Source organism: Desulfolithobacter dissulfuricans, assembly GCF_025998535.1.
Lineage (GTDB): Bacteria > Desulfobacterota > Desulfobulbia > Desulfobulbales > Desulfobulbaceae > Desulfolithobacter > Desulfolithobacter dissulfuricans.
Map to the genome: position 1 here is coordinate 1,766,973 of NZ_AP024233.1, position 14,047 is coordinate 1,781,019.

Here is a 14,047-nt window from a genome sequence, read left to right on the forward strand (position 1 = left end):
GGGCCGAGGAATTCATAACCCTGGACAATGTGCCCCCCGCACCTTGCGTGGAAGAACCACGTCTTATCTGGTACCACGCTCCCGGATACGGGCGGCCTTCCCACGGCGCTCGCGCAGGTAGTAGAGACGCGAACGGCGGACCCGGCCAAGCGCGACCACCTCGATCTTCTCGATCCGGGGTGAATGCAGGGCAAAGGTCTTTTCCACCCCGACACCGTGGGAGATCTTGCGTACGGTGAAGGTGGCATCCATTTTCCCCCGTTTGCGCTTGATCACAACGCCCTGGAAAATCTGCACACGTTCCTTGTTTCCCTCAACGATGCGGATATGCACCTTCACGGTGTCACCGGGACGAAAATCCGGATGATCGAACCGCATCTGCTCCATGTCAATTTTATCGATGATATTCATGATGTCTTGTTTTACGGGATTCCTATTCTTAATGATGATTTCCCGAAGGATGCCTCCACACCATCCAAAGCCGGTCTTGCCGGAGTTTGAAGTTCTTTTTACTTTTTTTACTTATTCCTGACTTGAGGTTGTTACCTGTTTCAATGTATCTCGACAGGCCGGGCCTGTCCTGGTCTTTTCAGGTGCCCAGCAGCCGGTCCAGAATAATGGAGACCGCTGAACGCACGGACAGATGGTTGTACTCCCCCGGCCCCATGATGGGCGGCAGGGTCGCATCCACCCGCTGCAGAATCTCCGGGGCCAGGCCCCAGGCCGTTCCGAAGAGAAGCAGCATCGATTCTCCCCTGGCCAGCCTCTGCCGAGCGGACTCATAACCCAGGGTATTGGCCTGTGGACGGGCGCAGGTGGCCAGCAGCAGGGGTTTTTCCCCCTGTTCGGCCGTGGCCTCTTCCAGCACCTGATCCAGATCATGACAGATTCGGATCAGCTCCAGGGCGTGTTGCCGGTCCGGATTCACGGTGCTGCCGTATCCCCTGGTCCAGTGGTCGACGATCTCCCGGGCCAGCCGGCGCTGCTCGGCAAAGGGCGAGACCACCCAATACCGGCCAATGCCGAAGGTAGCCCCGGCCCTGGCGATATCGTGCAGGTCCAGGTTGGTGATAGCCGAGCCGATAACCTCTCCGCTCCGATTCACCACCGGGTGGTGGATCAGGGCCACATCAAGCATGGTCTGTCCCGCTTTGAACCGTTCGCCGGATCTGCCGATCCAGTCCGGCCCGGCGCAGCAGTTTCTCTTCTTCCCGGGTGAACCGGACATCGGCCAGCAGTTCGGGCCGCCGTTTCAGGGTCTCTTTCACCGATTCCAGGAACCTGTAATCGGCTATGGCCCGGTGGTCGCCGCTGAGAAGAACCTCGGGGACCTCCATGCCTTCAAACTCTCTCGGCCGGGTGTACTGGGGATGCTTGATCAGGCTGCGACTGAAGGTGTCGTTGCGGGCCGAATCCTCGCAGCCGAGAACCCCGGGCAGCAAGCGGGTCACCGAATCCACCACCACCATGGCCGCCAGTTCGCCACCGGTGAGGATATAGTCACCGATGGAAAGCTCCTCGTCGACAAAAGCCTGCCGAATCCGTTCGTCCACCCCCTCATAACGGCCGCAGATCAGCATCAGCCGGGGATAACCGGCCAGACGCCTTGCCTCCTGCTGGGTGTATGTTGTGCCGCCGGGCGACAGGAGGATAACCCTGGCCGGCGGACCGCTGGACTGCACGTCCCGGATACAGGCCGCCAGGGGTTCAGGTTTCATGACCATGCCCTCACCGCCGCCAAAGGGGCGATCGTCGGTCATCTTGTGCCGGTCCAGGGCATAATCGCGGATATTGTGCAGCCTGACATCTATGTGCCCGGCCTGAACCGCCCGACGCAGAATACCTTCCCTCAGGGGTGAGGCCAGGAGCTCGGGAAAAATTGTCAGAATATCAAACAGCATCGGGCCTAGGAGTTGATATCAAGCAGACCCGGGGGCAGATCAACCTCCACCTCGTCGTCACCTATGCTGACAATAAATCCGCTCTGTACCGGAATCAGGTATTCCCTGGTTCCGTCCCGGACCACCAGGATATCGTGGGCTCCGGTTTCAAGTATTCCTGTGATCCTTCCAATCACCCGACCGTCTCGTCTGCCTTCGACATACTCCACGACCCGGAGTCCCTCAAGATCCTGCAGGTAAAATTCATCTTCGTCCACTTCCGGCATTTCACTGCGCCGTACCCAGAGTTCCTGTCCGGCCAGGCTCTCGGCCTGATCGCGACTGGTGCAGTCACTGAGTGTGAGCAAGGCAAACCGGCCCTGCACCCGGCTGCGGACAATCCGGTGGTAGGTTTTTTCCCCGGTATCGCCGGCCAGCCAGATCTGCTCATACACGCCCAGCCCGGCTGGATCACCGGAATAGGGATAGACCTTGATCTCGCCCCGGATACCATGGGGTTTGGTCACCTTGCCTAGAAGAACATATTCGTCCACAGAAAAAGAAGAACCAGCCTGCTACTCTAAAATTTCCAGACGTGACCGCCTGTCCACCCTGCTGGCCGCCGCGGCCAGCACCGAACGCATGGCCCGGGCGGTGCGGCCCTGCTTGCCGATCACCTTGCCGAGGTCTTCCTTGGCCACCCGCAATTCGATGGTCACGGTGTCGCCCTCTTCCCTTTCCGTCACATCGACCGCATCCGGCTGATCGACCAGTCTGCCGGCAATAAAGCCAATGAGTTCCTTCATCAGGCAGTCTCAGTCTGACCGGCACCAACCTTCTTCAGGAGACTCTGCACGGTCACGGTGGGCTTTGCCCCCTTTCCGAGCCAATCCTGGAGTTTTTCCGCATCGATGTTGACCACTGCGGGATCCTGCATGGGATCATAGGTGCCGACGATATCCAGAAACTTACCATCACGCTTGGCCTCATTGCTGGCCACAACGATACGGTAAAACGGTTTTTTCTTACGGCCCATTCTTGTTAAACGAATACGTACAGCCATGTGTGGTTTATCCTCCTGTATACGGATACTTTATTTTTCTATCCCCGGACCCTGGGCCCTGGACGAATTGTGCTGGTAGTTGCTGTGTCTTGTGGTCGGCGCCCCCAGGAAACGTCGCCGTGGTGCAGCCGGGCAGATCAGCGGATCAGGCCCTTGGGCAGCTTGCGGCGCTTGCCGCCACGCACCACCGGTTTACCGCGGAATTTTTTCATCATCTTGAGCATCATGGTATAGCTCTTCAGCACCCGGTTCACCTCAGCGACCGTGGTGCCGGATCCCTTGGCGATGCGCTGGCGCCGGCTGGCGTTGATAATCTTGTGATTGGCCCGTTCCTTCTTGGTCATGGAACGGATGATGGCCTCGGTCTTTATCAGTTCTCGCTCATCGGGCTTGGGAGCGTCCTTGAGCTGCTTGAGCTTGTTGATCCCCGGGATCATGTCCATGAGCTGTTCCAGATTGCCCATCTTCTTGATCTGCTGGATCTGATCGAGAAAGTCCTCCAGGGTAAAGGTGTTTTTCTGGAGTTTACGGGCCAGCTTCCTGGCCTTTTTCTGATCAACGACCTTTTCCGCCTTCTCGATGAGTGACAACACATCACCCATGCCGAGAATACGGGAAGCAGCCCGGTCCGGATGGAACACCTCCAGGGCATCCAGGGACTCGCCCACACCGACGAACTTGATAGGCTTGCCGGTCACCTTCTTGACCGACAGGGCCGCGCCACCGCGGGCATCACCCTCGATCTTGGTCAGGACGACACCGGTGATCTCCAAATCCGAGTTGAACTTGTCCGCCACGGTCACCGCATCCTGACCGGTCATGGCATCGGCCACGAACAGAATTTCGGTGAGCGGGACCGCCCGGGAGATATCCTTGAGTTCGGTCATCAGGGCTTCGTCCACATGGAGTCGGCCGGCGGTATCGATGATGACCGTATCGTACCCCTTGTCCTCTGCCTCGGCCACGGCCCGCTTGGCGATATCCACCGGTCGATCCTCGGTGGTGGAATCAAACACCGGCACCCCGACCTGCTCGCCCAGAACATGGAGCTGCTGGATTGCGGCCGGCCGGTAGACATCCGCAGGCACCAGAAACGGCTTACGTCCCTTTTCACGCAGCATCCTGGCAAGCTTGCCGGCCGTGGTGGTCTTACCCGAACCCTGAAGGCCGGCCAGCATGATGGACACCGGCTGCCTGCCATCCAGGCGAAGGGGCTCCTCGTGGCTGCCAAGCAGCTCCACCAGCTCGTCGTGAACAACCTTTATTACCTGCTGCCCGGGGGAAAGGCTGGAAAGAACTTCCCGGCCCACCGCTTTTTCCGTAACCGCAGCAATAAACTCCTTGACGACCTTGTAGTTGACATCGGCTTCGAGGAGCGCCACACGGACTTCACGCATGGCATCCTGAATATTCTCCTCTGTCAGCTTGCCGTGGCCGCGAAGCTTCTTGAATACGGAGTCTAAACGATCTGTAAGGTTTTCAAACATGGCATCCGAAAAGGCAAAGTGAAAAAACACACGGCCTGCAAGAGGCAGGCAAAATCAAAAATTATTACCCCAGCCCGGCCATCCTGTCAAGAAAGAAGCGTACCTTGCCGGAAAAACCGGCAGGTAGATGGTGACTGCCGGCCAATGGTTATCCGGCCACCGCCTGGACCACCTGCTCCAGCTTTTCCGGGGTATCGGCCTGGAGGCAGACGATACCCGATTTCCGGGGCAGAATCTTCTTCATCAGCCCGGTGAGCACGTTTTTGGGCCCCAGCTCGACGAAAACCTCGACCCCGTCCTCGACCATGCGCTGGACCGATTCCATCCAGCGAACCCGGGAGGCAATCTGCCGGGCCATGACCGAGCGGATGGTATCAGGATCGTTCTCCGGCGCCGCGGTCACGTTGAAGACCATGGGCAGGGAGGGGGCATTGAACAGGACGGAGTCCATGAAATCGGCGAAATCGGCCACCGCCCCGGCCACCAGCGGCGAGTGGTTGGCCACCGAGACCTTGAGAGGGATCACCTTGCCGCCCTTTTGCTGGCACAGAACGCTCAGGCCGTCGAGCCCATCACTGTCACCGGAAATCACCACCTGTTTTTCCGAATTGTGATTGGCCACCACCACGGTACCAGGGCCCTCGTACTCTGCCAGCAGACCGTCAATCTCGTCGATGGTCAACCCCAGCACGGCCCTCATGCCACCCGGGTTGGCTGCCCCTTCCCGCTCCATGAACTCACCACGGCGGGTGACCAGACGAAGACCATCCCGCTCACTGACCACGTCGGCAGCCACCAGGGCGGAATACTCACCCAGGGAGTGGCCGGCAACCCAGGCTGGCCGCAGCTCCGGCAGGGCCTTTTTGAACTGCTGATAACAGATGAGGTTTATAACGGTCAGGGCCGGCTGCAGGTGCACAACCCTGGTCAGGTCCTCCAAGGGCCCCTCACTGCACAGTCGGCGCAGCGGAAACCCGCTCACCTCTTCGCCCAGTTCCATGAGTCTGCGGACCTCGGGGTCGCTTTCCATGAATTCCTGCCCCATGCCCAGATACTGTGATCCCTGGCCGGGAAAAATAACGGCTGTTTTTTTCATTGGTTTCTCAACATATCAGATTGGGAGTTCCCGGTCGGGCCGCAGGCAGGCCACGGTCGGACGGGAATTCACCCGGGAAATTTCTTTCTGTTTTTCTCCACCACAAAACTGGTCACCAGGAACAGACCGACCCCCACGGTGATGGCTGAATCCGCCACGTTGAAGGCAGGCCAGTGATGCCCCCTGAAATAAAAATCGAGAAAGTCGACCACAGCGCCGTAGCGAACCCGGTCGACCAGGTTGCCGAGCGCGCCGCCACCGATCAGACCGAGCGCAACGGTGAACCAGCGGCTCTGGTCGGCCAGCCGGCGGTGCATGACCACGATGGCCGCCAGGGCGACCAGGGCCACACCGACAAAGAACAGCTGGCGCTCCCGGCTCGGCTGCCCGGCCAGCATGCCAAAGGCGGCGCCGGTATTGGTCAGGAAGGTCAGGTTGAACAGCCCGGGGATCACCACCACGGACTCATAGAGGGAAAAATGGTGGACAATCCATGACTTGACCGCCTGGTCCAGGACCAGGACAAGGGCCATTATCCCGAAAAGGCGCAAGAATCACATCCCCAGCTGTCGAACCACTCCGGCGCAGCGGCCACAGAGGGTGGGATGGTCCGGATCCTCGCCCACGGTCTCGGATATAGTCCAGCACCGTTCGCATTTCCGACCAGGCGCCGGATGAACAGCGATGCGTAGCCCGGGCACGGTTTCGGCGACCACCGGCTCCACGTCTGCAGCTGCCGCCGTATCATCCACAAGCTTCAGGCTGGAGACAATGCAAAGCTCCTGCAGCAACGGTTCCCGGCCGGCAAGAAAATCAGCGGTCTCCCCTTCCACATCCAACAGGACCTCGGCATCCAGGGGCAGGCCAATGACCTTGTCGCGCCGGGCGCTCTCCAGTACCCGGGTAATCTCTTTACGGATGGCCAGCAGCCGCTCCCAGCGTTCATCCAGTTCCGGATCGATCTCGATATCGTCCACCTGGGGAAATTCTTCGAAAAAGATCGACTCTTCGACGGGAGCGTTTTGATCCAGCCCCTTGAAGTGTTCCCAGGCCTCGGCCGCCGTAAAACTGAGCACCGGCGCCATGAGACGCAACAGACCGTCCAGGATGCGGTAAATAACGGTCTGGGCCGCCCGGCGAGCGGGATCGTCGGGCAGAGAACAGTAGAGACGATCCTTGAGAACGTCCATGTAGAGGCTGGAAACCACGGTACCGCAGAAATTGTGCAGGTTATGGTAGACGGCATGGAACTCGAAATCATCATAGGCCTTCCGGACCCGGCGGACCAGCTGGGCAAACCGGGCCAGGGCCCAGCGATCGATCTCGGTCAGAGTCTCGGGCCCGACCGCGTCCCTGTCCACCTGAAAATCACTGAGGTTCGAGAGGAGAAAACGGATGGTGTTGCGCATCTTGCGGTAGGCATCCGAAACATGCTTGAGTATCTCGTCCGAGACCTTGACATCATCCCGGTAATCCTCGCTGGAAACCCAGAGCCGGAGAATCTCGGCCCCGTATTTGTCGATCACCTCCTGGGGCGCGACCACGTTGCCCACGGACTTGGACATCTTCTTGCCCTGGCCGTCCACCACGTAGCCATGGGTCAGGACCCCACGGTACGGTGCCCGGTTGCGGGTACCCACCGAGGTGAGCAGCGAAGACTGGAACCAGCCACGGTGCTGGTCGCTGCCCTCGAGATAGAGATCGGCCGGGGAACGCAGTTCCTGGCGCGGTTCCAGGACTGCGGCGTGACTCACCCCGGAATCAAACCAGACATCGAGGATATCGCTCTCCTTGCGGAACCTGGCAGAACCGCACTCACAGCGCACGCCATCGGGAACAAAGTCCGCGGCCTCGTAACGGAACCAGGCATCGGCGCCTTCCTTTTCAAACAGGGATTCGATCCGCTCGCACACTTCGGGACTGCGGAGAACCTCGCCGCACTCCTCACACAAAAGCACGGTGAGCGGCACGCCCCAGGAACGCTGGCGGGACAGACACCAGTCCGGCCTTGCCTCGACCATGCCGTAAATCCGCTGCTGCCCCCAAGCCGGCGTCCAGGTCACCTCGCCGATGGCCTGGAGCGCCTTTTTACGCAGATCATTCTTTTCCATGGAGATGAACCACTGGTCCGTGGCCCGGTACATGACCGGCTCCTTGCAGCGCCAGCAATGGGGATAACTGTGCTCGATATGGCTTTCCCTGACCAGGGAGCCGTCACGGCGCAGATCCTCGTTGATATCGCGGTTGACCTCGGGAATCTTCCCACCGGCATAGGGACCGGCCTCGCTGGTCAGGTGGCCCTCTTCGTCCACCGGAGAAAGCGGTTCCAGGCCGTAGCGCAGGCCGGTGAGGTAGTCGTCGGCCCCGTGGCCTGGAGCGGTGTGCACGCAGCCCGTACCCGAATCGGCGGTCACGTAATCGGCCAGGACCAGGAGCGAATCGCGGTCCAGGAAGGGATGACGGCACTTGCGTCCTTCGAGCCCAGCGGCCTCGAAGGTGGCCAGGACCCGGTACTCGAGCCCGAACTCCTTGAAACAGGGCTCCACCAGGTCCCTGGCCAGGATCCAGACCTCGTCGCCCACTTCCACCGCCGCATAGACGAAATCGGGATGGAAGGCCACGGCCAGGTTGGCGGGCAGGGTCCAGGGGGTGGTGGTCCAGATCAGGACAGAGACATTTTTATCCGCCAGTTCAGGCACCAGGTCACTCAGATCGTCCTTGAGTGGGAACTTCACGTAGATCGATGGCGACGTGTGATCGTAGTACTCCACCTCGGCCTCGGCCAGGGCAGTGCGGCAGGTGGCGCACCAGTACACGGGTTTGCGCGAACGCACCACCGAGCCGGAAAGGAGAAACCTGTTGAACTCCCGGGCAATGGAGGCCTCGTAGGCGAAGTTCATAGTCAGGTAGGGTTCGTCCCAGTCGCCGAGCACCCCGAGCCGCTTGAACTCGGCCTTCTGGGTCTTGATCCATTTTTCCGCATATTTGCGGCAGGCACCCCGTTTGGCCAGGGTGGATATTTTCTCTTTCTTGTCCCCGAGCTCCTTGTCCACGTTATGCTCGATGGGCAGCCCGTGGCAGTCCCAGCCCGGCACGTAGGGGCAGTTGAAACCGGACATCCGCCGGGACTTGAGGATGATATCCTTGAGGACCTTGTTAAAGGCCGTGCCCAGATGGATATGGCCGTTGGCATAGGGAGGACCGTCGTGCAGGATGTAGAGCGGTTTATCGGCCGCGGCCTGCTGCAGCTTGTGATAGAGATTCTCCTTTTCCCAACGCTTCAGATACATGGGCTCCTTCTGCGTCAGGTTGGCCTTCATCTTGAACCTGGTCTTGGGCAGGTTTAACGTGTCCCGGTAGTCCATTTGTATGTTCCGATTGATTTGAGATTGCAGTCCTTTCAAGAAAACGGTCGCACCACACGTCCAGTGTGACTGATAAACAGAAAAGAATACCAAGCTGATGCGAAGTTGCAAGAAAAAAGGGGGGCTGGGGCCAATCAGGGCCCGGCGAGGGGTGCCAGGGGATGGTCAGGCCGGCAAGACGCTCTGCCCCGGCATCCCGGGACTACGGATTCCGGCGACAAGGGCTCAGAATTCGATACCCTTCTGAGCCTTGATCCCCTGGCGGTAGGGATGCTTGATCTCACGCATCTCCGTGACCAAGTCGGCAGCCTCGATGAGCCCATCGGTGGCCCCGCGGCCGGTCACCACCACATGCATGGACTTAGGCCTGGCGGCCAGAGCACGGATCACCTCGTCTTCGCCGAGCATATCATAGGTTATCAGGTAGGTCAGTTCGTCGAGGATGACCAGCTGGTGGCGGCCGGCTGCCAGGGTCTGACAGGCGAATGCCCAGGCCTCTCTGGCCAGGGCGATATCCTTGTCCAGGTCGTCGGATTTCCAGGTGAAGCCCCGCCCCATGACATGGAAATCAAGCAGATCCTCAAAACGCCTGGCCGCCTCGAGCTCGCCATATTTCCAGGAACCCTTGATGAACTGAATCATGGCCACCCGCTGCCCGTGTCCCAGGGCCCGCATGGCCAGGCCGAGGGCCGCGGTGGTTTTGCCTTTGCCGTTGCCGGTAAAAAGCAGAAAAAGGCCGCGGGCCCCGGTGGTCTTGTCAGCCATTCTTTCCTCCTCTGCGGGTGTCGCCGCCCGGATGCTGAACCAACCCCTCGGACAGGGGCCGGCCATGCTGGCGGATATATTCATAAAGGACAATGGAGGCGGCCACCGAGACGTTGAGGCTCTGCACATGACCCCACTGGGGAATGGTAAGAGGGTGGATATCCGGGTAGTCGTCGGGGTTGAAACTCAGGCCGAACTCCTCGTGTCCGAGAATAAAGGCGGATTTTTCCGGCAGACCACCCTTGCCCAGCACTTCCGTGCCGCCGGGCTCGAGGGCAAAGAATGTGTACCCCTGGCGGCGGATCTGATCATGGCAGGAGGCAAAGTCGTCATGGAAGACGTACTGCACCCAGCGCACCGAGCCCTTGGCCGGTTCCGGATCAAAAATTCCCACACCCACCAGGTGGATCTCACGGACGGAGAAGGCGTCAGCGGTGCGAAAAATCTTGCCGATATTGAAGTCCGGTTTCAGGCCGTCCAGAATGACGATGCATTCATGTATTCCCGGCCGGGCATCGACCATATTGCGGCGCCGGGCCCTTTCAAAACGGGTCTCCATGTCCAGGCGCCTGTTGAAACGTCGTCTCATGCTCTTGGTTTCCTTCTCTTTTCTCCTGTTGTTCTTTTTCGGCCCACGTTGTACTCTGGAGAGGAAAAAAAGACAACCATCATGGAGGGAGTGACGTGGAACAGGAACAGAAAACCAGCACCTGCGAGCTGTGCGGGGCCAGAAAAAAAACCAGCCAGAGCCATGGCATGGCGGTGTGTTCCACCTGCCGCACCATCATCAGCAATGTGAAGAATCATCCTGACATTGTCCGCCGGGCCTGGCAGGAGCTCCGGGACGAACCCATCCTCCCGCGCCCGGCCCAGGCTGTCCATACCGAGGATCCGGACCTGCCCGATGTGCTGGATGGCAAGCGATACCGGACCATCGACCGGGACCGCAACAAGTGGTACCTCTCCATCAGCGAGCTCGATGGCCGTCCGGTGGAGGTGTTCGCCTCCACCGCCTTTGACCGGGACCATGAACTGCAGTCCCGTATCTCCAACCTGACCACCATTACCCGGCTGATATCGCTCATCCTGCGCCACATCTTCATCGGCGAACGGTTGACCCTGGAAAAGGTGCTCAAGCAGATCAAGCGCAGTTCGCGACAGAAAAACGACCTGCCCGATATGCTCTACGGCGTACTCAGCCGCTATGACAGCGCGCAAGCGGAGCAGGATCTGCGGCGAAAATCTGCCTGAGCCCGATGGCACTTCCGCCGATCCAGGACCTGGAAAGATGGGTTACTCCCCGGGTGGCCCGCTGTTACTGGAACAGGGACCTCAACTGTACGCCCACGAGCCTGCTGATCCTGGCCGAGGCCTTCGGGGTGGAGCTGGTGGACCAGGTGCTGGCCGCGGCCATCGGCATGCACGGGGCCGGCCGCTACGGGGCCCAGTGCGGCCTGGTGGAAGGAGGGCTCCTCTTCACCGGCATCCTGGGCCGGAAGCTGGGCCTGGCCGACAGCGATATCGAACCGATCTGTCATCGGTTTGCCGCCAGCTTTGAAAAAATATTTTCCAGCCTGCGCTGCTCCGACCTGAGGCCCGGTGGATTCCGGGCCGACGATCCTCCCCATCTCTGCGAACCACTCACCATCCGGGCCATAGCCCATTCCATCGATTTTCTCACCAGATCCATGGGCCAGACACCGCGCCTGGGGGAGCTGGATCGCCGCTGACGACTGCAGGACTTAAGGTCTACTTTTTCCGGAAAATCTTCAACCATTCCCCGTAACCGGCCGCTTCCATTTCCTCCCGGGGAATGAAACGCAGGGCGGCCGAGTTGATGCAGTAGCGCAGCCCGGTGGGCGGGGGGCCATCGTCAAAGACGTGGCCGAGGTGGGAATCTGCCATCTTGCTGCGCACCTCGGTCCGGATGGTGAACAGACCGCGGTCCGGCCGCTCGACGATATTCTCCCTGACCAGCGGCCTGGTAAAGGAGGGCCAGCCGGTACCGGAATCGAACTTATCCGGTGAGCCGAACAGGACCTCGCCGCTGACCACATCGACATAGATCCCCTCGCGTTTGTTGTCCCAGTATGCGTTCCGAAACGGCGGTTCGGTACCGTTTTTTCGGACCACCTTGTACTGCAATGGAGTCAGGATCTTTTTCAGCTCGGCCTCAGACATTCTGCGCCATGGTTTCTTTTCAGCCATTGTATCTTTTCCAGCCCATGTTTTCTCGAGAAAACCGGCCCGACCGGAGCCGGATTTATACATGGAATAGCGCAGGGCATGCTTGCGGTAGTAATCCTGGTGATACTCTTCGGCCTCATAAAAGGGGCCGGCAGGCAGGATGGCGGTGACAACCGGTTTCTCGAAAAGACCCGAGTCCTCCAGCTCCTGTCTGGATTTTTCGGCCAGAATTCTCTGGTTATCGTTATGATAAAATATGGCGGTGACGTACTGGGTGCCACGGTCATTGAACTGCCCGCCGTCGTCGGTAGGATTGATCTGCCGCCAGAACACTGCCAGTAGTTCCTCATAGGTTATCTTCGTCGGATCATAGACAACCTGCACCGCTTCGTAATGACCGGTGGTGCCGGAGGAGACCTCTTCATAGGTGGGATTTTCAGTCCGCCCGCCGGTATAGCCGGCCCGGACACTGACAACCCCGTCCAGGGATTCAAAAGGCGGCTCCATGCACCAGAAACAGCCACCGGCAAAGGTGGCCAGTTCCCGGCCGGCGCCGGCCTGAACCTGGGACATGGAAAGGGCAAGGGGAAGAACGGATAAGAGAAGCAGGGATATCCTGTACATGATAACCTCCTGTGGAAAAACAAAAAACAAGATGATCCGCGGAATTGGCGGACCCCGTTGTGTTTTAATGCACCACAGACTACCACATGCCCACACTAAAAACGATAACTATTACCAGAAACAGTAGGAATTATCCGTCATCCAGCAGACGGAGATAGAGAAACCAGAGAGTGCCGGGCAGGAGAAAGAGCATGGCCAGAACCGCGACAATGGTCCTGGGATCGTAACCCCAGTCAAGCCCCTTGCCGGTGATCCAGGTCGAACCACTGAGGACCAGGGTGAGGAGGCCCATCTCGGCGGCAAAGACCCGCCCCGGAAACGGTCCGGCACAACCCGGTGCAGGAGAGTGGTGGAAAAGACCCACTGGATCGAGCCACCCACATGGCCAAAGAAGACACACAGGGCACCGATCCACAACACCGGTGCCCGGGAAAAAGACAAGTAGGCCAGGGACGAGATGAAAAAGGCCGCCCCGATTGCCCGGCGCATGTTCTGGTCTCCCTCGCCAAAGAGGCGCCAGGCAAGGATCGGCCCCACCGCCGCCCCGAGGCCGCGCATGGAGTAGAGAACTCCGGAGCCGGCACCCTGCCCGTTCTGGACAAAGACCTGTTCGCCAAACACGGTCAACATGACCAGGATCCCACCGGACAGGGCCCATCCCGACTTGACAAGCAGCAGGGCCGCCACCCGGCGGTGGCTGACCACGTAGCCGATCCCCTCAACCAGGTCCTCCAGGCCGAGAAGCCGGCCCAGGGAGAGCGGTCCCACCTTTTTCTTCTTTTCCTGACGGATGGTCACTGTGGAGAGCAGAGCCGCGGAAACCAGGAAGGTAAGTGCGTCGACGATGATGGCCGTCTTCCAGCCAAACAGGGCTGAAACAAAACCGCCCAGCCCGGCACCCAGGGCCAGCATGATGGACCAGGAAGCCCCGGAAAGACCGTTGGCCACAGCCAGTTCTTCCTGGCGGCAGAGGTTGGGCACCGTGGCCTGTCGGGCCGGACTGGCAAAGGTCCAGATGGATTCCTGTACAAAGGCCAGGAGATAGATAATCCACACCTGATCCGCACCCCGGACCAGAAGATAGACAGGGACCACCGCAGCCCGGGCCAGATCGCAGCTGATAAGGATAAAGCGGCGGCTGAACCGGTCGGCCACCACACCGGCCACGGGCCCGAGCAGGGTGGTTGGCAGAAACTTGGCGATCAGAAACCAGCTGACCGCAGAGCCGGAACCGGTGAGCTGGTTGAGGAGAACAAAGATACCGATGTAGTTGAACCAGTCACCGATCTGGCTGATCACCCCGGCCAGCCAGAACCGCCGGAAGCCGGGATTTTGACGCAGAAGAAAGAGGTAGGATCGGAAATGACCGGCTTTCAGATCTCCGGTATCGGGCTCAGCAGAACGACCCATGGGCACTCACCGCTTTTTTGTCCTTTCGTGAATGGTGCTCTTCGTCTTTTCTGAAATGGTCCTGGGACAGAGAAAATCGAGTAGGGTGAGGCAAGGTAATTAAGCTTGCCTCATCCCTCTCACAGAACCGTACGTACGGGCCTCGTATACGGCTCCTGTTTATTTTTCCT

At 59.5% G+C, this 14,047-nt stretch carries 16 protein-coding genes; 2 read left to right on the forward strand and 14 right to left on the reverse strand.

The genetic code is table 11. The annotated features are described in order from the left end of the window. Window positions 1–63: 63 nt before the first annotated feature. From rplS to GF1_RS07835, 12 genes are all read right to left on the reverse strand, one after another. A complete protein-coding gene (rplS, locus tag GF1_RS07780; protein WP_326491613.1) occupies window positions 64–411 on the reverse strand; it encodes a 50S ribosomal protein L19 in 348 nt (115 codons plus the stop codon). A gap of 178 nt (window positions 412–589) precedes the next feature. Continuing rightward, the gene (locus GF1_RS07785) at window positions 590–1,138 is read right to left on the reverse strand and encodes an RNA methyltransferase (RefSeq protein WP_267929060.1); all 549 of its coding nucleotides are present in this window, start codon (window positions 1,136–1,138) and stop codon (window positions 590–592) included. Further along, a complete protein-coding gene (gene trmD / locus GF1_RS07790) occupies window positions 1,131–1,901 on the reverse strand; it encodes a tRNA (guanosine(37)-N1)-methyltransferase TrmD (RefSeq protein WP_267929061.1) in 771 nt (256 codons plus the stop codon). The genes GF1_RS07785 and trmD overlap by 8 nt, the downstream gene beginning before the upstream one ends. 5 nt (window positions 1,902–1,906) lie before the next feature. Beyond that, entirely contained in the window at window positions 1,907–2,434 is a 528-nt protein-coding gene (rimM, locus tag GF1_RS07795) for a ribosome maturation factor RimM (protein ID WP_267929063.1), read from the reverse strand. Between the two features lie 21 nt (window positions 2,435–2,455). Beyond that, window positions 2,456–2,689, reverse strand: coding sequence for a KH domain-containing protein (locus GF1_RS07800; protein ID WP_353740453.1), 234 nt, complete (start codon window positions 2,687–2,689; stop codon window positions 2,456–2,458). Beyond that, entirely contained in the window at window positions 2,686–2,943 is a 258-nt protein-coding gene (gene rpsP, locus GF1_RS07805) for a 30S ribosomal protein S16 (RefSeq protein WP_267929065.1), read from the reverse strand. The genes GF1_RS07800 and rpsP overlap by 4 nt, the downstream gene beginning before the upstream one ends. Window positions 2,944–3,080: 137 nt before the next feature. Continuing rightward, a complete protein-coding gene (gene ffh / locus GF1_RS07810) occupies window positions 3,081–4,430 on the reverse strand; it encodes a signal recognition particle protein (protein ID WP_267929066.1) in 1,350 nt (449 codons plus the stop codon). Window positions 4,431–4,578: 148 nt separating this feature from the next. After that, the gene (gene fabD / locus GF1_RS07815; protein ID WP_267929067.1) at window positions 4,579–5,526 is read right to left on the reverse strand and encodes an ACP S-malonyltransferase; all 948 of its coding nucleotides are present in this window, start codon (window positions 5,524–5,526) and stop codon (window positions 4,579–4,581) included. Between the two features lie 68 nt (window positions 5,527–5,594). Next, window positions 5,595–6,059: a signal peptidase II gene (gene lspA / locus GF1_RS07820; RefSeq protein ID WP_267929068.1), complete on the reverse strand. Its 465-nt coding sequence runs from the start codon at window positions 6,057–6,059 to the stop codon at window positions 5,595–5,597. A 21-nt stretch (window positions 6,060–6,080) separates the two neighbouring features. Continuing rightward, a complete protein-coding gene (gene ileS, locus GF1_RS07825; protein WP_267929070.1) occupies window positions 6,081–8,891 on the reverse strand; it encodes an isoleucine--tRNA ligase in 2,811 nt (936 codons plus the stop codon). Window positions 8,892–9,116: 225 nt separating this feature from the next. Then, entirely contained in the window at window positions 9,117–9,656 is a 540-nt protein-coding gene (gene cobO / locus GF1_RS07830; protein WP_267929071.1) for a cob(I)yrinic acid a,c-diamide adenosyltransferase, read from the reverse strand. Continuing rightward, window positions 9,649–10,245, reverse strand: coding sequence for a TrmH family RNA methyltransferase (locus GF1_RS07835; protein WP_267929072.1), 597 nt, complete (start codon window positions 10,243–10,245; stop codon window positions 9,649–9,651). Before GF1_RS07835 ends, cobO begins: the two co-directional genes overlap by 8 nt. Window positions 10,246–10,340: 95 nt before the next feature. On the opposite strand from GF1_RS07835, the gene GF1_RS07840 reads away from it, so the two are divergent. Both GF1_RS07840 and GF1_RS07845 read left to right on the forward strand, forming a co-directional pair. Then, window positions 10,341–10,907, forward strand: a complete 567-nt coding sequence (locus GF1_RS07840) for a TSCPD domain-containing protein (RefSeq protein WP_267929073.1) — start codon at window positions 10,341–10,343, stop codon at window positions 10,905–10,907. Window positions 10,908–10,912: 5 nt separating this feature from the next. Next, entirely contained in the window at window positions 10,913–11,386 is a 474-nt protein-coding gene (locus GF1_RS07845) for a C-GCAxxG-C-C family protein (RefSeq protein ID WP_267929074.1), read from the forward strand. A 19-nt stretch (window positions 11,387–11,405) separates the two neighbouring features. Here the strand turns inward: GF1_RS07845 and msrA are convergent, their stop codons facing one another. Next, complete coding sequence (gene msrA, locus GF1_RS07850) at window positions 11,406–12,416, reverse strand: peptide-methionine (S)-S-oxide reductase MsrA (protein WP_267929123.1); 1,011 nt, start codon at window positions 12,414–12,416, stop codon at window positions 11,406–11,408. Window positions 12,417–12,578: 162 nt separating this feature from the next. Continuing rightward, window positions 12,579–13,877: an MFS transporter gene (locus GF1_RS07855; RefSeq protein WP_267929075.1), complete on the reverse strand. Its 1,299-nt coding sequence runs from the start codon at window positions 13,875–13,877 to the stop codon at window positions 12,579–12,581. Window positions 13,878–14,047: the final 170 nt, after the last annotated feature.

Excerpts from the sequence above, each read along its gene's own strand:
- rplS (WP_326491613.1), bottom strand. The coding sequence starts at position 411 with ATGAATATCATCGATAAAATTGACATGGAGCAGATGCGGTTCGATCAT.
- GF1_RS07785 (WP_267929060.1), bottom strand. The coding sequence starts at position 1,138 with ATGCTTGATGTGGCCCTGATCCACCACCCGGTGGTGAATCGGAGCGGA.
- trmD (WP_267929061.1), bottom strand. The coding sequence starts at position 1,901 with ATGCTGTTTGATATTCTGACAATTTTTCCCGAGCTCCTGGCCTCACCC.
- rpsP (WP_267929065.1), bottom strand. The coding sequence starts at position 2,943 with ATGGCTGTACGTATTCGTTTAACAAGAATGGGCCGTAAGAAAAAACCG.
- ffh (WP_267929066.1), bottom strand. The coding sequence starts at position 4,430 with ATGTTTGAAAACCTTACAGATCGTTTAGACTCCGTATTCAAGAAGCTT.
- fabD (WP_267929067.1), bottom strand. The coding sequence starts at position 5,526 with ATGAAAAAAACAGCCGTTATTTTTCCCGGCCAGGGATCACAGTATCTG.
- lspA (WP_267929068.1), bottom strand. The coding sequence starts at position 6,059 with ATGGCCCTTGTCCTGGTCCTGGACCAGGCGGTCAAGTCATGGATTGTC.
- ileS (WP_267929070.1), bottom strand. The coding sequence starts at position 8,891 with ATGGACTACCGGGACACGTTAAACCTGCCCAAGACCAGGTTCAAGATG.
- cobO (WP_267929071.1), bottom strand. The coding sequence starts at position 9,656 with ATGGCTGACAAGACCACCGGGGCCCGCGGCCTTTTTCTGCTTTTTACC.
- GF1_RS07835 (WP_267929072.1), bottom strand. The coding sequence starts at position 10,245 with ATGAGACGACGTTTCAACAGGCGCCTGGACATGGAGACCCGTTTTGAA.
- GF1_RS07845 (WP_267929074.1), top strand. The coding sequence starts at position 10,913 with ATGGCACTTCCGCCGATCCAGGACCTGGAAAGATGGGTTACTCCCCGG.
- msrA (WP_267929123.1), bottom strand. The coding sequence starts at position 12,416 with ATGTCCCAGGTTCAGGCCGGCGCCGGCCGGGAACTGGCCACCTTTGCC.
- GF1_RS07855 (WP_267929075.1), bottom strand. The coding sequence starts at position 13,877 with ATGGGTCGTTCTGCTGAGCCCGATACCGGAGATCTGAAAGCCGGTCAT.